Below are 21,443 nucleotides of genomic sequence, written 5' to 3' on the forward strand. Positions count from 1 at the left end.
GTGACCATGGCGGCTAGAATCGCGCCGTTGCCCCCATGAGCCAGCCCGTGACCCTGAACCCCTACAGCCGCTCCGAACACCTGCGCTCGCTCTGGCCGTGGCTGCCGCTGTGGACGGTCGCGGCGCTGCTGGCGATCTTCGCGCACGGCCCGATGCCGCTGTATTCCACGCGCACGCTGGCCGTGGCGTGGGAGATGTGGAACCAGCACCACTGGCTGGTGCCCTACATCAACGGCGAGCCGTACAGCGAGAAGGCGCCGCTGCTGTTCTGGCTGATCCACGCCGGCTGGTTCGTGTTCGGCGTGAGCGACGTGTGGCCGCGCGTGCTGGAGGTGATCTTCGGCGGCATCGAGCTGGTGCTGATCTCGCTCCTGGCGCGGCGCCTGTTCCCCACCCGCCCGTGGATGGCCAAGGCCGCACCGTGGACCCTGCTGGCGCTGTCCTACGTGTTCCTGTTCGGCCTGCAGGTGATGTACGACGTGCTGCTGGCGGTGTGGGCGCTCGGTGCACTGCTGTGCCTGGCGCCCGGCGCACGCCGCGAGCAGCCGCGCTGGTGGCTGTTCGGCCTGTGCATCGGCTTCGGCCTGCTCACCAAGGGCCCGGTGATGCTGCTGCACGTGCTGTTCCCCTGGCTGCTCGGTCCGCTGTGGAGCGACTTTGCGCGCACGCATCGCGCGCGCTGGTACACCTGCGGCGCACTGGCCGTGTTGCTGGGCCTGGCGATGCTGCTGGCCTGGGCCGTGCCGGCCGGCTTCGCCGGTGGCGAGGCCTACATGCACCGGCTGCTCTTCAGCCAGACCGCGGCGCGGGTGATCCACGGCGTGCAGACCGCAGAACCGCTGCAGAGCCACGCGCGCCCGGTGCTGTGGTACGTGCTGATGCTGCCGCTGCTGCTGTTCCCGTTCATCGGCTGGCCGCGCGCATGGGTGGCGCTGGCCACGCTGCGCAAGCCACTGGAACCGGGCCTGCGCTTCGCGCTGTGCTGGGTCGTGCCGACCTTCATCGTGTTCTCGCTGGTGCGCGGCAAACAGCTCTACTACCTGCTTCCGGAACTGGCCGGCACGATGCTGCTGCTGTGTGGCGCGATCGCCACGCTGCGCGAACGCCGGCCGCAGCTCGCCAACACCGGCTGGCTGGGCACCTGGCCGCTGGGCGTGGGCAGCCTGGCTTTCGCCCTGCTGCTGTTCGTGCTGCCCAACCTGGTGGCCGGCAACCACCTGCACGGCGAATGGCCCGATGCCTGCGCACCGTACAGCCGCTACTTCGCGGTGGTGTTCCTGCTGCTGGGCCTGCTGCTGCTGCTGCGCGGACGCGGCGAGCTGCGCCGGCTGGCGGTGGCGGGGCTGGTCGGCACGCTGGCGCTCAATGCCTTGTTCACCCTGACCATGTGGCCGCGCTACGAGCTGCGCCCCACCTCGGAGCTGCTGGGCGCGGCGGAACAGGCCGGCCAGACGGTCGGCTACCTCGGCAACTACGAGGGCCAGTTCCATTTCCAGGGGCGGCTGATCCGGCCGATCGAGGAGCTGCACAACAACAAGAAGCAGCTGGTTGCGTTCGCCCAGGCGCATCCCGACGGCCTGGTGGTGGGGCATCCCTCGAAGATCGATCCGCTGGCCCTGCGCTATGCCTTGCTGGTGCAGCCGTTCCGTTCGACGTGGCTGGTGGTGTGGCCCGCCGCCACGCTGGCCGATCTGCGCAGCGGCACCACCCCGCCCGAGCCGGTCCAGCCGCCGCAGGTGTATACCGTCGACGGCGGGCGCTCACCCACGCTGCCATGAGCAGGGACGCGCTGATCGCCAGCCTGCGCGGCCAGTGCGGCGGTCCGCGCGATGGCGCCCTGCTGCGCTACGCGCTGGGCAATGCGTTGCTGGAAGCGGACGATGCCGCTGCGGCCATCGAGGAGCTGCGACACGCGTTGAACTTCGACACGCGCTATTCCGCGGCCTGGAAGCTGCTGGGCAAGGCCTGTCTCGCTGCCGGTGACCACGCAGGAGCCGCCGAAGCCTGGCGGCAAGGCATTGCCGTCGCACGCGAGCGCGGCGACAAGCAGGCGGAGAAGGAGATGGCCGTGTTCCTGCGGCGGGTGGAGCGCAACGGCAGCACGTGATCGTGTACGGCGCTCGCCCAGCGACGCCACAGCATCGGCAAGGCTAATCCGGCCAGGACCAGCGAACCCGGGTTCGCTCAGCGCCGCCGCGTGCGCGACGCTCCCAGCTTGCGCGTCAGCGTGTTGCGTCCCACTCCCAGGGCGGCAGCGGCATGCTGCCGATGCCCGCCATGCGCGGCCAGTGCGGCCTCCAGCAGCACGCGGTCCAGCGCCTCGCGTGCTCGCGCGTGGATGTCGGCCTCACCCTCGGCCAGCGCCTGCGTGGCCCAGCTGCGCAAGGCCTCAGTCCAGTCGCTACCGCTGGCCTCAGGCGGCTGTGCGCCAAGGTCGGCGGCCAGGATCTCCGCACCGGGCGCGATCACCGCAAGGCGACGGCACAGGTTTTCCAGTTCACGCACGTTGCCGGGGAAATCGCGCTGCGCCAGCGCCTTCAGCGTGGCCCTGGCGAAGCGCTTGAGTGGCAGCTTCAGCTCCTGCGCCGCGGCGGCCAAGAAGTGCTGCGCCAGCAGCGGGATGTCGCTGCGCCGCTCGCGCAGCGCGGGCAGCGCGATGCGCACCACGTCGAGGCGATGCTTGAGGTCGGCACGGAACTGCCCGGCGGCCACGCGCGCGTCGAGGTCCTGGTGGGTGGCCGCTACGATGCGTACGTTGCAGCGGATCAGCTCGCGCCCGCCCACGCGGTAGAACTCCCCGCCGGCAAGCACGCGCAGCAGGCGCGTCTGCAGCGCCAGCGGCATGTCGCCGATCTCGTCGAGGAACAGCGTGCCGCCTTCGGCCTGCTCGAAGCGGCCGGCCACGCGCCGTTGCGCGCCGGTGAAGGCGCCGGCCTCGTGGCCGAACAGCTCGCTTTCCAGCAGCTCGCTGGGAATCGCCGCAGTGTTGAGCGCCACAAAGGTCCGGTGGCGACGTGCGCTTTCTTCGTGCAGCGCGCGCGCCACCAGCTCCTTGCCGGTGCCGGTCTCGCCGGTGACCAGCACGTTGAGGTCGCTCGCCGCCACGCGACCGATCAACCGGAACACCTCGCGCATCGGCGCACTCTCGCCCAGCAGCGCGTGCGCAGGCATTGGCGCGACCGCAGCCAGCGCGTCGCCCGGAATGCTGTCGGCCAGCGCCCGCTGCACCGTTGCCACCGCCTGGTCGAGATCGAACGGCTTGGCGAGGTAGTCCGCCGCACCGGCGCGGTATGCCGCCGCCGTGGTCGCCACGTCGGTGAACGCGCTCATCACGATCACCGGGCCGATGCCCTGCCGCTGAAGTTCCTCCAGCAGCTCCAGCCCGCTGGTACCCGGCATGCGTACGTCGGTGAGCAGCAGGGCGGGACGCTGCGTGCGCAAGGCTTCGCGCACCGCGTCCGCCGCGTCGAACTCGCGCACTGCGAGGCCGGCGTCGCGCAACGCCGCGGCCAGCACGAAGCGCACCCCGCGGTCGTCGTCGACGATCCAGATTTCGCCGTTCACCGGTGTTGCTCCTGCAGGAGCGGCTAGCTGCTTGCTCATGGCGCGTGCTCCAGCGGCAGGTACAACGAGAACACCGTCTCGCCCGGGCGACCGGCGCAGCGCAACTCGCCGCCATGCTCGTGAGCGATCTCGCGCGACAGCGCCAGGCCGAGGCCAGTGCCGTCGGCGCGGCCGGACACCAGCGGCTCGAACAGCATGTCGCGCAGTTCCGCGGGCACGCCGGGACCGTCATCGACCACGTCCACGCGCAAGGCGCTGCGCAGCACGCGCGTGCCGACGCGCACGCCGTGTTCGGCGCGCGTGCGCAGGGTGAGCATGCGGGCGCCGGCTTCCACCGCGTTGCGCGCGAGGTTCAGCAGCACCTGCTGCAGACGATCCGCGTCGCCGCGGACGTCGGGCAGGCTGGGATCGAAGTCATGGCGCAACCGCGGCGGCGAGGGTTCGGCCTGCAACAGCTCACTCAGCCGGTCGAGCAACTGATGGATGTTCACCACGCCCAATTGCGCGGCACCGCCGTGATGCAGCAGCCGGTTCGCCAGCGCGGCGAGGCGATCGGCCTCGTCGATGATGAGGCCCGCCAGCGCCTGCAGTTCCGCGCCGTCGACACGGCGCTGCAACAGCTGGGCCGCACCACGCAGGCCGGCCAGCGGGTTTTTCACTTCGTGGGCGAAACCGCGCAGCGTGGCGGACAGCGGCGAAGCCGTCTGCGACCGCTCAGCCAGGGCGTGCACTTCCAGCAGCAGGCCGCCATCGCCGTCGGGCTGCATGCCGATGTCGGCTTCGAGCGCGCGTTCGTCGAAAGTGGACAACTTGGCCTCGCGCAGCTGCACGAAACGCGCCTCGTCCAGCGCGCGCCGCGCCTGCGCCAGATCGTCCGCTGCGCCCAGCCACAACGCCAGCGACTGGCCGGCCGCACTGCGCATGCCGCAGCCAAGCAGTTCGGCCAGTGCGGAGTTGAGCCAGCGCACGCGCAAGTCTGCGTCGACCTGGGCCACCCCGGTCGCCAGCTGTTCAGCCCATGCCCGCCACGCTTCGTTGCGCATTGCACCATCATGGTACGTGCGCCGAAGTGGTGCAATGACTTGTTTCATCCGTGGCGCGCAAGTCCGCTGTATCCGGAACGCCAGCTTAGCAACGCAGGCGCCTGGGACAGCCACCCTCCAGACCGATGCTGATGGTGCGTTGGCCGCCTTCGCGCAGCATCGGCGGTGCCAGGACCCGTTGCCGTTGCCACGCCGCTGCGGGAGCAGTGGCAGCCAATGGCATCCGCTTCCTTTCGCCGGTGTTCCGGCGTGCCGGCGCCACGCCGGGCATGACTCACATCTCGTAGCCCAGCCGCTCCATCATGGGCCTCAGGATCGGCAGCACCGGCTCGAAATGCTCGCGGTAGGCATGCCAGCGGCCGACCGCGTTGCGGTGGATGCCCTGGGTTACCTGCGCATAGCTGGGCGTGCTGATGTAACCCTTCGCTTTTGCATGTGCGGCGAAGCTCGCCATGGGCTCGGTATCCTCGACGCCGAGGAAATGACCCAGCCGGGCAACGTGCTCGTCGAAACGGCTCACCACCGATTCGTATCGCCACTCCAGCACGCGTGGCGCGAACACCTCCACGTGCGCGAGCCATTGCTCGAAGGCCTGCGCGTAGCCGCGCGCCAAGCGCGGCAGGGACGAACACAGCGTCATGAAGGACGGCGACCGGAAAGGCAGCATGTAGCAGCTCAGCAACACGTCGCAGGGGTGGCGCAGGCACAGGATGAAGCGCGCTTCGGGATACAGGCGCGCCATCATCGGTAGGGTCAGCATGTTGAGCGGGTTCTTGTCCACGAGACGGGCGCGGCCAAGGCCGGGCAGCACTCTGGCGACCATGCCGTCGTAAGCCTGCCGCAGCATGCGCGTTTCGTCGGCCTGCAGGGTTGCCAGATCGCCGGGATAGGCCTGGCCGGCATGCTCCATGCGTTCGATCAGGTCGTAGATGAAGGCGCGTTCATCCATCGAACGGAAGTCCGGGTGCGCATCGATCATCTGCTCCAGCAGGGTGGTGCCGGAACGCGGAAAGCCGACCACGAACACCGGGCTTTGCCCGCTGCGCGGCGCGGGGAGCGCCGCCCAGGCATCGCGTGCGCGGCGCGTGACGCGGTGGTTGACCATGGGCAGCGACTGGGCGTGTTCGTCCAGCAGATGCGGCACGATGTGGCGCACGCTTTCGCACTGCAGGGCGTGCGCCAGCCGGAGGGCCTCCCACGCCTGGGCGTGCTGGTGCAGCTTGTCACGAGCGGCGGCAAGGCCGAAGGCCGCCGTGATGCGCAGCTCGGCGATCGGCGCATGGTCGAGCATGTGCTGCCAGAGCCCGGCGGCGCCGCGATGGTCGCCTTCGCGCGTCAGCACGGTGGCGCGTACGCTCCAGATGCGGCAGCGCACCGATTCGTGTTCGGTGGGCAAGGCGGCGATGTCGTCCATCGGCAACAGCGCCAGTTCGGCCCTGGCCTGGTCCAGCTGGTTGCCGCGTTCGTACAGGGACGCACGCATGGCGGTGATGCGCCAGGCAAGGAAGCGGGCTTCTTCGCCGGCAGGCAGCACGGCTTTGTCCAGCACATCGAAGGCCACGGGCTGCTCGCCGCGCGTGGAGAGCATGGTCGCCAGCGACAGCGCCTGCTCGGCGGGCTGGGGCGGCCAGTGCGCCACGCCCTGCAGCATGGCTTCCTCGCCCGGCAGATCGCCGCAGACATGGCAGGCGAGCGCGCCCTGCAGGCGCGCATCGATGAAGCCGGGCGCCCGTTCCGCCGCATCGAACTGGCATTGCCGCGCCTCGCGCCAGCGCCCCTGCCTGGCCAGCAGCAGACCGTAGTTGTGATGGAATTGCGCATCGTCGGGCGACAGCGACAGGGCTTGCTGGAATGCATGCTCCGCTTCGTCCAGCACCCCGCCCAACTGCGCGGTGATGGCGAGGTTGTTCCAGTAGGCGGGCGTCGCCGGATGCTCCCGCACCAGCTGGCGGAAACAGGCGGCAGCTTCCTCGTTGCGCTCGCTTGCATGCAGCGCCAGGCCCAGCAGCAGCCGCACGGTTTCATGCGCATCGGCAGGTGCCGGCAGGGATCGGGCCAGCGCGATGACCGCAGCCATGTCACCCTGCCGGTACGCAGCCGCAATGCGTTGCAGGGCTTGCCCGCCGGCGGGAAACAGAGACGACGCGTGTTCGGTCATGGCGGGCGGATGCGTGGGGTCGTGGCGCCATCATGCAGCAAGAAGCGGGGGATTGACCCCCCGCTTCCTGCGACTGCCGCCATCCGTGGCAAGCGCCCTTCGCCCATCGCCGGAGCGATCAGAACTTCAGCGTGGCGCGTGCCCAGTAGTAGCGGCCAAGCGTGTCGTAGGTCGCCGTGTCGACGTTGTAGTTCACGCCGTTCTGGTAGATCAGCGGCGGCAGGCGGTTGGTCAGGTTGTCCACGCCCACGTCGAACGTCATGTGGATAGCCGGCACCGTGTAGCCCAGCTTGATCGAATCGTAGGTGGCCGAGGCGCGCGGGATGCTGCCCGGAACGTCGTAGTACGCATTCAGCAGGGTGAACGTGCCGATGTAGCGCGTCTGCCACTGGGCATTCCAGTTGCCGCGCACCCAGTTCAACGTCACCGAGCCGCGCCAGCGGGCGATGTTGCCGAACTGCGCCGAGTAGGTGCCGGCATAGTCCTGGGTTGCCGTGCCGGGCATGCCGATGCGGTAGGTGCTGGTGTAGGTGCTGTTGAACGTCAACTTGAAGCGGCCCGGATCGAAGGCGCCGAGGTCGAAGTGCGGGATCACGTAATTGACGTTGAAGTCGATGCCGCTGGTACTCAGGTTGCCCAGGTTCACTTCCGGCGTATAGATGTAGTAGAGCGCGCCGGGCGTGGCGCTGTTGGCCGGGTTGCGGTTGATGTACGCGCAGTAGGGGCTGGCGTCGTCGGCCGCGCAGACGTTCAGGACCGTCTGCGCGCTTACCGCCTGCAGGTAGTCGGACAGGTTGATGCGCCAGAAGTCCAGCGTGCTCGACAAGCCGGTGGCCCAGCTGGGCGAATACACCAGGCCGAAGTCGAAGGACTTGCCCTGCTCCGGACGCAGCCTGGTGCCGGCTGCCGCACCGCCCTGGTACAAGGCGGTGATCTGCGCGGCATAGCCCACCGAGTAGCCGACCGGGACGTTCTTGCAGAGGTTGGCGTGCTGGGCCAGCTGGGCCGCGCTGAGGTTCTGGCACGGATCGGTGACGGTCGGATTCAGGACGGTCAGCCCGTCGTACAGCTCGTCCAGGTTCGGCGCACGGAACACCTGCGACACGGTGCCGCGCACGAGCAGGTCGTCGAACGGCTTCCACTCGATGGCCACCTTCTTGTTGGTGGTGGTGCCGGTGGTGTTGTAGTCGGACGAACGGATGCCCAGGTCGAGGTTCAGCGACTTGGCGAACGGCGCATCGCTGAGCAGCGGGACCAGGACCTCGGCGTACAGCTCCTTCACGTTGAAGCTGCCGCGGCCTGGCGATGCGCAACCTTCGGCGGCGATGCCGCAATTGAGCGTTTCCGGGTCGAGGATGGCGTCGCTGGTGACCTGGTAATCCATCTGCTCCTTGCGATACAGCGCGCCTGCGGAAAGCTGGACGGCGCCGGCCGGCAGATCCCACAGTTCGCCCGAGGCATCGAATGAAACCTGTTTGGAGCTGTTGTTCTTGGAGTAGACCGGGTTGTCCGTCACCGACGTGGGCAGCGTGGTCTGGTCGAAGATATTGGCACCCGCGTCGATGGCGGCCTGTAGACCGGCGACATTGAGTTCGTTGTAGTCCTTCTGCACGCGCTCGGAGTGGCCGTAGTCGACGTTCAGGTCCCACGTCCAGGTGCTCTTGCCGAAATTGCCGCGCAAGCCCGTGATCACGTCGTAGGTGTTGGTGCCGTAGGTGTGCAGGCGGTTGCCCGCGCCGGTCAGTCGCGTGTTGTAGGCGCCGCCGGTGCAGCTGGGCAGACTGGTGTTGCAGAACGCGATGCCGAAGGGGTTGTTGGGGTTGTCGGCGGCAATCGTCCAGCCGTCGCCGGTGCTGGTCGGCTCCGGCGCGTCCTGGCCCGCCGAATCGGTGTGGTTGTAGAACGCGTCGACGTACCAGGTGAGGCTGTCGCTGATCTTGTAATTGCCCAGCACGAATACGCTGGTGCGCTCCTGCGACGTCTGGATGTAGTTGTAGGCGTTGTAGTTGTAGTAGTCCGCATTGGTGAAGCAGCGGTAATCGCCCAGCGACGAGCCCGAGCCCGAACCACGCGTCAGGCGGCTGCATCCGAATTGATCCTGCAGCGCGCCGGCGGGCAGCGTCACCTTGCCGGCCGGGATGTTGGACGAGCCTTCTGCCTGCAGGCCGGAGCTGTACAGGTAGTACTGGTGCGAGGAGTAGCCGCGCTGGCTGGCCAGCACCGGGTCGTACTTGTTGTAGTTGATGCCGCCGACGATGTTGCCTTGCTCGCCACTGGCGCCGACGGTAAAGGTGGCGCCATGGCGCTGGCCATCGCCGTGGCTGGAAACGCCGTCGTTGATGCTCAGTTCGCCGCCGCTGAAGTCCTTGCGCAGGATGAAATTGGCCACGCCGCCGATGGCATCGGAGCCATAGGCCGTGGTGGCGCCTTCCGCCAGCACGTCCACGCGCTCGATCATGTTGGACGGGATCATGTTGAGGTCGGGGTTGGCCAGTCGTTGGCCATCGACCAGCATCAGCGTGCGGGTGAACCCCAGACCGCGCAGCGACAGACGGGAAGCGCCGTCGCCGCCCTCCAGGGTGGGGCTGGCGATGCCGCCGCCGTTGCTGTTGTTCGAAGGGTTGGTGGCCAGGCCGGAAAAACTCGGCAACGCCTGCAGCACGTTGCCCAAGGTGGGATTGCCGTTGTTGGCGAGTGCGGTACTGTCGAGGGTGACCACGGGACTGGCCGTTTCGGCATCCACGCGGCGAATCAGCGAACCGGTAACCACCACGGCTTGCAGATTCTTGGCTTCGCCGGGCTTGGCTTTGGTCGTGCTGCCACTTTGTGCGTTATTTTCTTGCCCGCTCCCCGCGCCCTGGTTGGTGTCTTGTGCCCATGAAAGGCTTGCAGTCGAAACAAATCCAAGCGACAACGCCAAACGCACTGCCAGTGAAAGGCGGTTCTGGTTTCGCATGATTGTTCCCCTTTAAATGGTTGGGGCAACGCATCAGCGTTGCCCCAACTCCGCTCCACAGGCGCGGACAGGTCGCATCCGCGCCCCCTGCTAGAGAGCGTAGTACATCTGGAATTCCAGCGGGTGCGTACTGGCGCGGTAGCGGGTGACCTCCTGCATCTTCACCGCGATGTAGGCGTCGATGAAGTCGTCGGTGAACACGCCGCCGGCCTTGAGGAAGTCGCGGTCCTTGTCCAGCGCGACCAGCGCCTCGTCGAGGCTGGCGCACACCTGCGGGATGTTCTTCTCTTCTTCCGGCGGCAGGTCGTAGAGGTCCTTGTCGGCCGGCGCACCCGGGTCGATCTTGTTGAGGATGCCGTCGAGGCCGGCCATCATCAGCGCGGTGAACACCAGGTAGCCGGAGTTCATCGGATCGGGGAAGCGCACTTCGATGCGGCGGCCCTTCGGGCTGGCGACGTAGGGGATGCGGCAGCTCGCCGAGCGGTTGCGCGCGGAATAGGCCAGCATCACCGGAGCCTCGAAGCCCGGCACCAGGCGCTTGTAGCTGTTGGTGGTGGAGTTGGCGAAGGCGTTGATCGCCTTGGCATGCTTGAAGATGCCGCCGATGTACCACAGCGCGGTCTGCGACAGGCCGCCGTAGAGGTCGCCGGCGAACAGGTTCTCGCCGTTCTTCGCCAGCGACTGGTGCACGTGCATGCCGCTGCCGTTGTCACCCACGATGGGCTTGGGCATGAAGGTGACGGTCTTGCCGTTCTGGTGCGCCACATTCTTGATGACGTACTTCATCGTCAGCAGTTCGTCGGCCTTCTTCACCAGGGTGTTGAACTTCACGCCGATCTCGCACTGGCCGGCGTTCGCCACCTCGTGGTGATGCACCTCGACGGTCTGGCCCAGCGACTCCAGCACCTTGCACATGTCGGCGCGCAGGTCGCCCAGCACATCCACCGGCGAGACCGGGAAGTAGCCGCCCTTCACACCCGGGCGGTGGCCCATGTTGCCGTCCTCGTACTTGAAGCGTGAGCTCCAGGCGGCCTCGTTGGATTCGATCTCGTAGAACACGCGGCCCATGTCGTTCTGCCAGCGGATCGAGTCGAAGATGAAGAACTCCGGCTCCGGCCCGAAGAAGGCAGTGTCGGCGATGCCGGTGGACTTGAGGTAGGCCTCGCCGCGCTTGGCGATCGAGCGGGGGTCGCGGCCGTAGGCCTGCAAGGTGCTCGGTTCCAGCACGTCGCAATGCAGGACCAGCTGGGTGTGCTGGCTGAACGGGTCGAGGTAGGCGGTGTCCGGATCGGGCATCAGGATCATGTCCGACTCGTTGATGCCCTTCCAGCCGGTGATCGACGAACCGTCGAACATCTTGCCGTCCTCGAAGGTCGACTCGTCGATGGCGTGGGCCGGGAACGTGACGTGGTGGTGCTTGCCGAGCATGTCGGCAAAGCGGAAGTCGACGAACTCGACCTCGTGTTCAACGATCAGGTCGAGCACTTTCTGGGCGGTCATGGCGGAACCTCGGTGGTGGTTGATGTCCGGTTGAGAGCAAGGGCCATGCCACGCGCCCGAAGCCTTTGCGGACAAGGGGTTGTACATCGGAAGCAGTCAATGAAACGCCAATATGGTGCAAGAGTGGAATTTCATTGCACCATATCGGGAATCCGACAAGACTCGATGCCCGTCGACCGGCAATACCCTCGCTCCGCCGAATCAGGACACCGGGAAGTCACGAACTGCCTCTAAGCTACGCCTGTTTGCCGCGGCCTGGGCGCGGCGCCCATCGATGGAACGCATCCGTGACCGATCTGCTCAACATCATCCTGCTCGGCATCATCGAAGGCATCACCGAATTCCTGCCGATCTCCTCGACCGGCCACCTGCTGATCGCCGAGCACTGGCTGGGCGCGCGTTCCGACCTGTTCAACGTGGGCATCCAGGCCGGCGCCATCCTGGCGATCACGCTGGTGTACTGGAGGCGCATCTGGCAATTGCTGACGCAATGGAGCGACCCGGCCACGCGCGACTACCTGGCCAAGCTGACGGTGGCATTCCTGATCACCTGCGTGCTGGGCCTGATCGTCACGCACTATGGCTTCAAGCTGCCGGAAACGGTGACGCCGATCGCCTGGGCGCTGATCATCGGCGGCTTCTGGATGATAGGCGCGGAAGCGCTGGCCGCGCGCCAGCCGGATCGCCGCGAGGTGACCTGGACGGTGGCGATCCTGGTGGGCATCGCGCAGATGGTGGCAGGCATCTTCCCGGGCACCTCGCGTTCGGGCGCCACCATTTTCGCCGCGATGCTGTTCGGCACCAGCAACCGCGCCGCCGCCACCGAATTCGCCTTCCTGGTCGGCATCCCCACCATGTATGCAGCCACCGGCTACGAACTGCTGAAGGTATGGAAGAACGGCGGCGCGGCGCACGAGGACTGGACCGCACTGGGCGTGGGCTTCCTCGTCTCGCTGGTCGTCGGCTTCATCGCGGTGAAGTGGCTGCTCGGCTACATCCGCACGCATCGCTTCACGGCGTTCGCGGTCTACCGCATCGTGCTGGGCGCGGCCTTGCTGTTGTTGATGCCGGCTGGCGTCTGAGCGACGTCGCTGTTGATGGCGCCCTTGGGCGGCAGCGCCATGCCCAGCTTGCAGGCCGGCAGGTTGGTGCGCTCGAACAGCTCGTGCACCCATTCCAGGAAGGCCTGCACGCGCGCGGAGAGATGCTTCTTCTGCGGGTAGACCAGCCACACCGGTGAACCGGTGCAGATGGCGTCCTCCATGATCACCTGCAGTTTGCCCATGCCGATCGCGCAGGCAGCCAGCCAGTGCGGCACCTGGATGATGCCCAGCCCCGCCATCGCCGCCTGGATCACCGACTCACCGTCGTTGATCAGCAGGTGGGCGTCGATGTCCAGCGCGACGCGACCGTCCGGCGTATCGAACTGCCACTGGTAGGCGCGGCCACTGGTGGGATAGACGTAGTTGATGCAGCGGTGCCGCTTCAGGTCTTCGATGGTGACCGGCGTACCGTGCCGCGCCAGGTATCCGGGCGCGGCGCACAGCACGTTGCTGAAATAGCCCAGCTTGCGCGCGATCAGGTTGGAATCCTCCAGCTCGCCCATGCGGATCGCGCAGTCGATGCCTTCCTCGATCAGGCCGATGTTGCGGTCGCTCATCGACAGCTCGAGGCGGATGTCCGGATATTTCGCCTCGAAATCGGCCAGGTTGGGGATCAGCGCCGCACGGCCCACCGACACGTTCACCGCCACGCGCAGTTTGCCGCTGGGCTTGGTGCGCGCGTAGTTCAGCGCGTCCACCGCCTCGCCGAGGTCGGCCAGGATCGCCTTGCAGCGCTGGTAGAACGACTCGCCGTCGTCGGTGAGCCTGAGCGCACGCGTGCTGCGGAACAGCAGGCGCACGCCGATCTGCTCCTCCAGCCGCGACACCGCACGGCTCACGCCGGACGGCGTCATGCCCAGCTGCACGGCGGCGGCCGCGAAACTGCGCGCCTCCACCACGCGGACGAAGCTTGATATTGCCGAGAAATCTTCCATGCCTGTCATTGTGCCGCCATTCGTGACTGCTCGTCACTAGTGGAGTTCACAAATTGGGCTTTTTCTGTACCGACCAGTGTACCTATTATTCGCCTCCCCATCGTGCTGCATCGCCGCACGACCCCACCCAGGGAGCGCAAAAGATGAAGAAGAAACTGATCCTGGCCAGCCTCGTCGTGGTGGCGGTCGCCGGCAGTTGGGCCTTGCTCGGCGAGCATGGCGGCAGCCATGCCCAGGCTGCCGGTACCGGCAGCGCCCTGCCGGAAGTGACCGTGGCGCGCGCCCTGCTGCGGCCGGTGAGCAACAGCGCCGACTTCACCGGCCGCGTGCAGGCGGTGGACAGCGTGCAGGTGCGTCCACGCGTGGGCGGCTACGTGGAATCGGTGGCGTTCAAGGAAGGCGCGCTGGTACACAAGGGCGACGTGCTGTTCCGCATCGACCCGCGGCCGTTCCAGGCCGAGGTGGACCGACTCACCGCCAACCGCACCCAGGCGCTGGCCGAACTCGGCCTGGCCCAGGCCAACGCGCAACGCGGCCGCCGCCTGCTCGACCAGCGCGCGACCTCGCAGGAGGACGCCGACCGCCTCGACACCGCCGCGCAGAGCGCACGCGCGACGCTGGCCGCCGCCGATGCCGCACTGGCCGCCGCCAAGCTCAACCTCGGCTTTACCGAGGTGCGTTCGCCGATCGACGGCCGCGTCAGCAACGTGCGCATCACCCCCGGCAACCTGGTCGGCAGCAGCGACGTGCTGACCAGCGTAGTCTCGGTGAACCCGGTCTACGTGTACTTCGACGTGGACGAGCACACCTGGCTGAAGCTCGACCACCTGCGCGCCAAGGCCACGCAGGACGGCCGCAGCCCGCGCATCGAGGCCGCGATGGAACTGGCCGACGAAAGCGGCTACCCGCACACGGGTCGCATCGACTTCGTGGACAACCAGCTGCACACCGACTCCGGCACCATGCGGCTGCGCGCGGTGTTCGACAACCGCGACAGCCTGTACACCCCCGGCCTGTACGCGCGGATCCGCCTGCAGAGCGGCCAGCCGCAGCCGCGCCTGCTGATCGACGACCGTGCGGTAGGCACCGACCTCGGCAACCAGTTCGTCTACGTGGTCGACGCCCAGCACAAGGTGCAGTACCGCAAGGTCAGCACCGGCGCGCTGTTCCATGGCCTGCGCGTGATCGACAGCGGCCTGCAGCCCGGCGACGTGGTGGTGGTGAACGGCCTGCAGCGCGTGCGCCCCGGCGCCGAGGTGAATCCGCAGCAGGTGGCGATGGACTACCGCCTCGACGCACAGGACAAGGCGGTGGTGGAGGCAGGTGGCCATGACGACTCGCGTACTGCGATGGCCAGTCCGCCGCCGGCCCGCGAACCGCAAGGCTGAGCCCGCTCTTCCTCCGCTCCCCTTTGGGATGCGGAGAAGGGCCATGGATGGCCCTGTTTTGAGGAGCGAGGAAGAGGATCGAGGTGAGGGGCCAGTCTTGCCCAGACATCGCCTACTTATCGAAACCTGAAAAACGCATTGCCGAAGCCCGAATGCATCGGCAAGCCCCGACCCCTCACCCCAGCCCTCTCCCCGGAGGGGAGAGGGGGTCGGCACCCTGGAGTCATCGAGACAAGCCCATGAAAAACATCGCCCAGTTTTTCGTCGACCGGCCCATCATGGCCGCCGTGCTGTCACTGCTGTTCGTGATCACCGGCAGCATCGCGGTGTTCCAGCTGCCGATCAGCGAATACCCCGAAGTGGTGCCGCCCACCGTGGTGGTGCGCGCCAACTATCCCGGCGCCAACCCCAAGGTGATCGCCGAGACCGTCGCCACGCCGCTGGAAACCCAGATCAACGGCGTGGAAGGCATGCTCTACACCTCCTCGCAGGCCACCAGCGACGGCGTGATGACGCTGACCGTGACCTTCGCGCTGGGCACCGACCTCAGCACCGCCCAGGTGGAGGTGCAGAACCGCGTGTCGCAGGCGCTGCCGCGCCTGCCGGAGGAAGTGCAGCGGCTCGGCGTGACCACCCAGAAGAGCTCGCCCGACCTCACCATGGTGGTGCACCTCACCTCGCCCGACCAGCGCTACGACATGCTGTACCTGTCGAACTACGCGCGGTTGCACGTGAAGGACGTGCTGACCCGCCTCAACGGCGTGGGCGACGTGCAGGTGTTCGGCGCCGGCGAGTACTCCATGCGCGTGTGGCTGAACCCGGACAAGCTGGCCCAGCGCGGCCTCACCACCGGCGACGTGGCGAACGCGATCCGCGAGCAGAACGTGCAGGTGGCCGCCGGTGCGCTGAACGCGCCACCGGTGCGCGGCAACACCGACTTCCAGCTCAACATCAACACCCAGGGCCGGCTCAGCACCGTCGACGATTTCCGCAACATCGTGCTGCGCACCGATCCCGACGGCGGCGTGGTGCACCTGGGCGACGTGGCGCGGGTGGAGCTGGGCTCGGACCAGTACGCGCTGCGCAGCCTGCTGAACAACCAGCCGGCGGTGGCGCTGCCGATCTTCGCGCGGCCCGGTTCCAACGCGATCCAGATCTCCAACGAGGTGCGCGCCACCATGGCGCAGCTGAAGCAGGAGTTCCCGCAGGGCATCGACTACCACATCGTCTACGACCCGACCGTGTTCGTGCGCGGCTCCATCGAGGCGGTGGCGCACACCCTGCTGGAGGCGATCCTGCTGGTGGTGCTGGTGGTGATCCTGTTCCTGCAGACCTGGCGCGCATCCGTCATTCCGCTGATCGCGGTACCGGTGTCGCTGATCGGCACGTTCGCGGTGATGTACGTGGTGGGCTTCTCGCTCAACGCGCTGTCGCTGTTCGGCATGGTGCTGGCGATCGGCATCGTGGTGGACGACGCCATCGTGGTGGTGGAGAACGTGGAGCGCCACATCGAGCTGGGCCAGGCGCCGAAGGAAGCCACGCGCAAGGCGATGCACGAGGTCACCGGGCCGATCGTAGCCACCGCGCTGGTGCTGTGCGCGGTGTTCATCCCCACCGCCTTCATCAGCGGCCTCACCGGCGAGTTCTACCGCCAGTTCGCACTGACCATCGCGATCTCCACGGTGATCTCGGCGTTCAACTCGCTGACCCTGAGCCCGGCGCTGGCGGCGATCCTGCTGCTGCCGCATGGCGCGCCTAAGGATCGCCTCACCCGCGCCATCGACCGTCTGTTCGGCTGGCTGTTCCGCCCGTTCAACCGCCTGTTCCATCGCGGCGCGGAGCGCTACGTGGAAGGCACGCGCAAGCTGCAGGGCAAGGGCGGCGCCGCGCTGGTGGTATACGCGGCGCTGATCGCGCTCACCGCGTTCGGCTTCTGGCATGTGCCCACCGGCTTCGTGCCGACCCAGGACAAGCAATACCTGGTGTCGTTCGCGCAGCTGCCCGACGCCGCCTCGCTGGACCGCACCGAGGACGTGATCAAGCAGATGAGCGCGATCGCACTGAAGCAGCCCGGCGTGGAGAGCGCGGTGGCCTTCCCCGGCCTGTCGGTGAACGGCTTCACCAACAGCACCAACGCCGGCATCGTGTTCGTGACGCTGAAGCCGTTCGACGAGCGGCGCAGCGCGGACCTTTCCGCGGGCGCCATCGCCGGTGCGCTGAACGCGAAATTCGCCGCCATCCAGGACGCCTACATCGCGATCTTCCCGCCGCCGCCGGTGATGGGCCTGGGCACGATCGGCGGCTTCCGCATGCAGGTCGAGGACCGCGGCCAGCTTGGCTTCGACGAGCTGTACAAGCAGACGCAGAACCTGATCGCGGCCAGCCGCAAGGATCCCGCGCTGGCCGGGCTGTTCTCCAGCTTCCAGGTGAACGTGCCGCAGGTGGACGTGGACGTCGATCGCGAAAAGGCCAAGGCCGAAGGCGTGAACCTGGGCGATGTGTACGAGACCATGCAGGCCTATCTCGGTTCGCTCTACGTCAACGACTTCAACCGCTTCGGCCGCACCTACCAGGTGAACCTGTCCGCCGAGCCCTCGTTCCGCCACGACCTCGAGGACATCAGCCAGCTGAAGACGCGCAACGCGCGCGGCGACATGGTGCCGCTGGGCTCCTTCGTCACCGTGTCGCACGGTGCCGGCCCGGACCGCGTACAGCACTACAACGGCTACCCCACCGCCGAGATCAACGGCGGCCCGGCGCCGGGCTACAGCTCGGGCCAGGCGCAGGCGGCGATCGAGAAGCTGGCGCAGCAGATCCTGCCGAACGGCATGAGCTTCGAGTGGACCGACCTCACCTACCAGCAGATCCTTGCCGGCAACACCGCGATCCTGGTGTTCCCGCTGTGCGTGCTGCTGGTGTTCCTGGTGCTGTCCTCGCTGTACGAAAGCTGGTCGCTGCCGCTGGCGGTGATCCTGATCGTGCCGATGGTGCTGCTGTCCGCGATCGCCGGCGTATGGCTGTCGGGCGGCGACAACAACATCTTCACCCAGATCGGCCTGATCGTGCTGGTGGGCCTGGCCTGCAAGAACGCGATCCTGATCGTGGAGTTCGCCCGCGAACGCCAGCACGAAGGCATGAGCCGCCACGAGGCGGTGCTGGAAGCGGCCAGGCTGCGACTGCGCCCGATCCTGATGACCTCGATCGCTTTCATCATGGGCGTGGTGCCGCTGGTGACCTCGCACGGCGCCGGTGCGGAGATGCGCCACGCGATGGGCGTGGCGGTGTTCTCCGGCATGCTCGGCGTCACCCTGTTCGGGCTGATCTACACCCCGCTGTTCTACGTCGTGATTCGCGCCCTGGTGGAACGTCGCGAAGCACGCAAGCACACGCAGGCGAACGGTATGCCGGCGCTGGAGGGACATTGAGATGAAATCCATCACTGTTGATGCGCAGCAACTCGCTCTTGCTCGTCACCCCGGCGCAGGCCGGGGTCCAGCGACTTCGCCCTTGGCCGTCCAAAGGCGCTGGATGCCTGCCCTCGCAGGCATGACGGGCAAAGCAACCGCACTGTTCGCCGCACTGGTGCTGGCCGGTTGCGCCAGCGTCGGCCCGAACTACCACCAGCCCGCAACGCCCACGCCGCAACTGCAGGGCGTGGACGCGGCGCGCGAAAGCGCCGCGCAATTCCAGGCGCAATGGTGGAAGCAGTTCGGTGATCCCGTGCTGGACGCGCTGATCCAGCGCTCCGCCACCGGCAACCTCGACCTGCGTATCGCGCAGGCGCGGCTGGCCGAATCGCGCGCCCTGCTCGGCGGCGCCAAGTCGCAGTACCTGCCCGACGTGCAGCCCGGCGTTTCGTACAGCCGCAGCCGCGAGCAGACGCCCGGCTTCGACACCGAACGCACCACGATCAACGACTACCAGGCCGGCTTCGACGCCAGCTGGGAGATCGACGTGTTCGGCGGCGTACGCCGCTCGGTGGAAGCCGCGCGCGCCGACCTCGGCGCCAGCGAGGCCGAGCTGCAAGGCGCGCAGGTGAGCCTGTTTGCCGAAGTGGCGCGCAATTACTTCGACCTGCGCGGTACGCAGCAGCGGCAGGAGATCGCCAACCGCGACATCGCCAACCAGCAGGACACGCTGAAACTGATCCGCGCCCGCGCCGAGGTGGGCACCGCCTCCGACCAGGACGTGGCCAGCGCCGAGGCGCAACTCAGCGCGGCGCAGGCGCAACTGCCCCTGCTCGACATGCAGGCGCATGCCGACGCGTACCGCCTCGCGGTGCTGCTGGGCGAACAGCCCGGCGCGCTGGACATCGACGTCTCGCCGCAGACCTTCAAGCCGATCGACGCCGTGCTGCCGATCGGCGCCGCCGGCGACGTGCTGGCGCGCCGGCCCGACGTGCGCATCGCCGAACGCGAATACGCCGCCGCCACTGCCCGCATCGGCGTGGCCAAGGCGGACTTCTTCCCGCACCTGTCGCTGGGCGGTTTCCTCGGCTTCCTCGCCGGCCGCAGCAACGACTTCGGCGGCCCGTCTTCGCGTGCGTGGTCGATCGCGCCCAGCATCACCTGGAACGGCCTCAACGTGCAGCGCGTGCGCAGCGAATTGCACGCCGCCGAAGCACGCACCGATGCCGCACAGGCGAACTACCAGCGCACCGTGCTGGAGGCGATCGAGGACGTGGACAACGCCGTGGTCGGCTACAACCTGCAGCATGACCGCGTCGAGAAGCTGATCGCGCAATCGCAGCAGAGCCGCCGCGCCGCGGAACTGGCCAGGGTGCGCTACGAACAAGGCGCCACCGGCTACCTCGAACTGCTCGACGCCCAGCGCGTGCAACTCGCCGCGGACGATGCGCTGGCGCAGGCACAGGCCGGCATCGACACCCGCGCGGTGGCGCTCTACAAGGCATTGGGCGGCGGCTGGCTGGCCTGCGGCGACGACGCGCGCTGCGCGCCGGTCGCCACCCCGGTGGCCGCCGTGCCATGAGCAAGCCGCGCCAGCACACGGTACAGGACACGCCGGCCATCCCCGGCGTGCATCGCGTGGCCCTGGTCAGCGGCGCGAACCGCGGGCTGGGCTTCGAAGTGGCGCGCCAACTCGCCGCGCGCGGCTACAGCGTGCTGCTGGGCGCGCGCGACCTCGCCAAGGGGCGGCAGGCCGCCAGGCAGATCGACGGCGACGTCACCGCCGTGCCGCTGGACGTTACCGACGCGGCACAGATCGCCGAACTCGCCGCGTGGATAGAACGCGAGCACGGCCGCCTCGACGTGCTGGTGAACAATGCCGGCGGCCACGCCGACAGCTCGGCGCGCGCCGAGAGCATCGCGCCCGCCGATGTGCGCTCCGCGCTGGAAACCAACCTGCTCGGCGCGTGGCAACTCGCCAGCGCGGTGCTGCCGCTGATGCGCCGGCATCGCTACGGCCGCATCGTCAACGTCACCAGCGGCTGCGCCGGCGTCACCGCGCCCGACGCCATCGGCTATCCCGCCTATCGCGTCTCCAAGGCCGCACTCAACGCCTACACCCGCGCGCTCGCCGCCGAACTCGCCGGCAGCGGCATCCTGGTCAACGCGGTCTGCCCCGGCTGGCTTGCCACCGGCCTTGGCGGCCCCGGCGGCGGCCCGGTGGAACGCGGCGCCGCCAGCGTGGTCGCCGCCGCCTGTCAGCCCGAACCCGGCATCAACGGTGCGCTGCTGCGCGACGGCCAGCGCATCGCGTGGTGACACGCCCTTTTCCACGAAGGAGACCGTTCCATGCCGCAAACTCCCCACGTCAATCGTCGCGTGCTGCTTGCCGCGCGTCCGCACGGCAAACCCGCACCGCAGGATTTCCGTCTCGACGAGGCGCCGGTACCCGAACCGCAAGACGGCCAGGTGCTGCTGCGCACCCTGTACCTCTCGCTTGATCCCTACATGCGCAACCTGATGAACGCCGCAGGCACCAGCTACGCGCCCGCGGTGGCCGTGGGCGCGCCGATGGTGGGCGGCACGGTGAATCGCGTGGTGACCTCGCGCCATCCGGATTTCTGCGCTGGCGACCTGGTGCTGGGCAACGCCGGCTGGCAGGACTATGCGCTATCCGACGGCAGCGGCCTCACGCCGCTCGGCGACATGCCGCAGTCTTCGCTGGCACTGGGCGCACTGGGCATGACCGCGTTCACCGCCTATGTCGGCCTGCTCGACATCGGCCAGCCGAAGCCGGGCGAGACCGTGGTGGTGGGGGCCGCCACCGGTGCGGTGGGGGCCGTGGTGGGCCAGCTCGCCAGGCTCAGGGGCGCTCGCGTGATCGGCATCGCCGGCGGCGCGGACAAGTGCCGTCTCGCGGTGGAAGCACTGGGCTACGACGCCTGCCTCGACCGCCACGCGCCGCAGTTGGCCGCGCGCCTCGCCGAAGCCTGCCCCGATGGCATCGACGTCTACTTCGAAAGCGTGGGCGGCGAGGTGCTGGACGCCGTGCTGCCCCTGCTCAACAACCATGCCCGCGTGCCGGTGTGCGGCATCATCGCGCACTACAACGACGATACGGCGCCAGTCGGCCCCGACCACCGTCCTGCCCTGCTCTCCACCGTGCTGCAGAAGCGCATCCGTATGCAGGGCTTCGTGATCCTCGACCACTACGCCACGCGCTTCGCCGATTTCCGCCGCGAGATGGGCGAATGGATCGCGGCAGGCCAGGTGAAGGCGCACGAGGATGTGGTGGACGGCCTTGAGCAGGCACCGGACGCGTTCATCGGCCTGCTCGAGGGACGCAACGCAGGCAAGCTGGTGGTGCGCGTGGCCGGGGACTGAACTCC

At 67.9% G+C, this 21,443-nt stretch carries 14 protein-coding genes; 8 read left to right on the forward strand and 6 right to left on the reverse strand.

The window, feature by feature from the left end; all coding sequences use genetic code 11:
* The first annotated feature begins 35 nt into the window (after positions 1 to 35).
* Both ABQJ54_RS07380 and ABQJ54_RS07385 read left to right on the forward strand, forming a co-directional pair.
* Positions 36 to 1,778, forward strand: a complete 1,743-nt coding sequence (locus ABQJ54_RS07380) for an ArnT family glycosyltransferase (RefSeq protein ID WP_367853655.1) — start codon at positions 36 to 38, stop codon at positions 1,776 to 1,778.
* On the forward strand, positions 1,775 to 2,107 hold the full coding sequence (locus tag ABQJ54_RS07385) for a hypothetical protein (protein WP_367853656.1): 333 nt from the start codon (positions 1,775 to 1,777) through the stop codon (positions 2,105 to 2,107). Before ABQJ54_RS07380 ends, ABQJ54_RS07385 begins: the two co-directional genes overlap by 4 nt.
* A 77-nt stretch (positions 2,108 to 2,184) precedes the next feature.
* Here ABQJ54_RS07385 and ntrC read toward each other — a convergent pair whose 3' ends face one another.
* The 5 genes from ntrC to glnA all read right to left on the reverse strand — a co-directional run bounded on the left by ntrC (position 2,185) and on the right by glnA (position 11,221).
* Positions 2,185 to 3,603: a nitrogen regulation protein NR(I) gene (ntrC, locus tag ABQJ54_RS07390; protein WP_367853657.1), complete on the reverse strand. Its 1,419-nt coding sequence runs from the start codon at positions 3,601 to 3,603 to the stop codon at positions 2,185 to 2,187.
* On the reverse strand, positions 3,600 to 4,607 hold the full coding sequence (locus ABQJ54_RS07395) for a two-component system sensor histidine kinase NtrB (protein WP_367853658.1): 1,008 nt from the start codon (positions 4,605 to 4,607) through the stop codon (positions 3,600 to 3,602). The genes ntrC and ABQJ54_RS07395 overlap by 4 nt, the downstream gene beginning before the upstream one ends.
* Positions 4,608 to 4,881: 274 nt before the next feature.
* Positions 4,882 to 6,684, reverse strand: coding sequence for a tetratricopeptide repeat-containing sulfotransferase family protein (locus ABQJ54_RS07400; protein ID WP_367853659.1), 1,803 nt, complete (start codon positions 6,682 to 6,684; stop codon positions 4,882 to 4,884).
* Between the two features lie 199 nt (positions 6,685 to 6,883).
* Positions 6,884 to 9,538 carry a TonB-dependent receptor domain-containing protein gene (locus ABQJ54_RS07405; protein WP_367853660.1) on the reverse strand — a complete coding sequence of 885 codons (2,655 nt, stop codon included), beginning with the start codon at positions 9,536 to 9,538 and terminating at the stop codon, positions 6,884 to 6,886.
* A 273-nt stretch (positions 9,539 to 9,811) separates the two neighbouring features.
* Positions 9,812 to 11,221: a type I glutamate--ammonia ligase gene (glnA, locus tag ABQJ54_RS07410; protein ID WP_367853661.1), complete on the reverse strand. Its 1,410-nt coding sequence runs from the start codon at positions 11,219 to 11,221 to the stop codon at positions 9,812 to 9,814.
* Positions 11,222 to 11,508: 287 nt separating this feature from the next.
* Between glnA and ABQJ54_RS07415 the strand changes: the two genes are divergently transcribed.
* Complete coding sequence (locus tag ABQJ54_RS07415; protein WP_367853662.1) at positions 11,509 to 12,303, forward strand: undecaprenyl-diphosphate phosphatase; 795 nt, start codon at positions 11,509 to 11,511, stop codon at positions 12,301 to 12,303.
* Here ABQJ54_RS07415 and ABQJ54_RS07420 read toward each other — a convergent pair.
* Positions 12,249 to 13,259, reverse strand: a complete 1,011-nt coding sequence (locus tag ABQJ54_RS07420) for a LysR family transcriptional regulator (protein WP_367853663.1) — start codon at positions 13,257 to 13,259, stop codon at positions 12,249 to 12,251. The genes ABQJ54_RS07415 and ABQJ54_RS07420 overlap by 55 nt on opposite strands.
* 143 nt (positions 13,260 to 13,402) lie before the next feature.
* Between ABQJ54_RS07420 and ABQJ54_RS07425 the strand changes: the two genes are divergently transcribed.
* The 5 genes from ABQJ54_RS07425 (at position 13,403) to curA (ending at position 21,438) form a co-directional block, all read left to right on the forward strand.
* Entirely contained in the window at positions 13,403 to 14,647 is a 1,245-nt protein-coding gene (locus tag ABQJ54_RS07425) for an efflux RND transporter periplasmic adaptor subunit (protein WP_367853664.1), read from the forward strand.
* 239 nt (positions 14,648 to 14,886) lie between these two features.
* The gene (locus tag ABQJ54_RS07430) at positions 14,887 to 18,072 is read left to right on the forward strand and encodes an efflux RND transporter permease subunit (protein WP_367853665.1); all 3,186 of its coding nucleotides are present in this window, start codon (positions 14,887 to 14,889) and stop codon (positions 18,070 to 18,072) included.
* Between the two features lie 103 nt (positions 18,073 to 18,175).
* Positions 18,176 to 19,636 (forward strand): efflux transporter outer membrane subunit, encoded by a 1,461-nt coding sequence (locus ABQJ54_RS07435; RefSeq protein WP_437343327.1) that lies wholly within the window; start codon positions 18,176 to 18,178, stop codon positions 19,634 to 19,636.
* On the forward strand, positions 19,633 to 20,373 hold the full coding sequence (locus tag ABQJ54_RS07440; RefSeq protein WP_367853666.1) for an SDR family NAD(P)-dependent oxidoreductase: 741 nt from the start codon (positions 19,633 to 19,635) through the stop codon (positions 20,371 to 20,373). The genes ABQJ54_RS07435 and ABQJ54_RS07440 overlap by 4 nt, the downstream gene beginning before the upstream one ends.
* A gap of 30 nt (positions 20,374 to 20,403) precedes the next feature.
* On the forward strand, positions 20,404 to 21,438 hold the full coding sequence (curA, locus tag ABQJ54_RS07445; protein WP_367853667.1) for an NADPH-dependent curcumin/dihydrocurcumin reductase: 1,035 nt from the start codon (positions 20,404 to 20,406) through the stop codon (positions 21,436 to 21,438).
* Positions 21,439 to 21,443: the final 5 nt, after the last annotated feature.

Source organism: Rhodanobacter lycopersici (assembly GCF_040812335.1).
Lineage (GTDB): Bacteria > Pseudomonadota > Gammaproteobacteria > Xanthomonadales > Rhodanobacteraceae > Rhodanobacter_A > Rhodanobacter_A lycopersici.

Coding starts and splice junctions, on each gene's coding strand:
- ABQJ54_RS07380 (WP_367853655.1), top strand. CDS start 36: ATGAGCCAGCCCGTGACCCTGAACCCCTACAGCCGCTCCGAACACCTG.
- ABQJ54_RS07385 (WP_367853656.1), top strand. CDS start 1,775: ATGAGCAGGGACGCGCTGATCGCCAGCCTGCGCGGCCAGTGCGGCGGT.
- ntrC (WP_367853657.1), bottom strand. CDS start 3,603: ATGAGCAAGCAGCTAGCCGCTCCTGCAGGAGCAACACCGGTGAACGGC.
- ABQJ54_RS07395 (WP_367853658.1), bottom strand. CDS start 4,607: ATGCGCAACGAAGCGTGGCGGGCATGGGCTGAACAGCTGGCGACCGGG.
- ABQJ54_RS07400 (WP_367853659.1), bottom strand. CDS start 6,684: ATGGCTGCGGTCATCGCGCTGGCCCGATCCCTGCCGGCACCTGCCGAT.
- glnA (WP_367853661.1), bottom strand. CDS start 11,221: ATGACCGCCCAGAAAGTGCTCGACCTGATCGTTGAACACGAGGTCGAG.
- ABQJ54_RS07420 (WP_367853663.1), bottom strand. CDS start 13,259: ATGGAAGATTTCTCGGCAATATCAAGCTTCGTCCGCGTGGTGGAGGCG.
- ABQJ54_RS07425 (WP_367853664.1), top strand. CDS start 13,403: ATGAAGAAGAAACTGATCCTGGCCAGCCTCGTCGTGGTGGCGGTCGCC.
- ABQJ54_RS07430 (WP_367853665.1), top strand. CDS start 14,887: ATGAAAAACATCGCCCAGTTTTTCGTCGACCGGCCCATCATGGCCGCC.
- ABQJ54_RS07435 (WP_437343327.1), top strand. CDS start 18,176: ATGCCTGCCCTCGCAGGCATGACGGGCAAAGCAACCGCACTGTTCGCC.
- ABQJ54_RS07440 (WP_367853666.1), top strand. CDS start 19,633: ATGAGCAAGCCGCGCCAGCACACGGTACAGGACACGCCGGCCATCCCC.
- curA (WP_367853667.1), top strand. CDS start 20,404: ATGCCGCAAACTCCCCACGTCAATCGTCGCGTGCTGCTTGCCGCGCGT.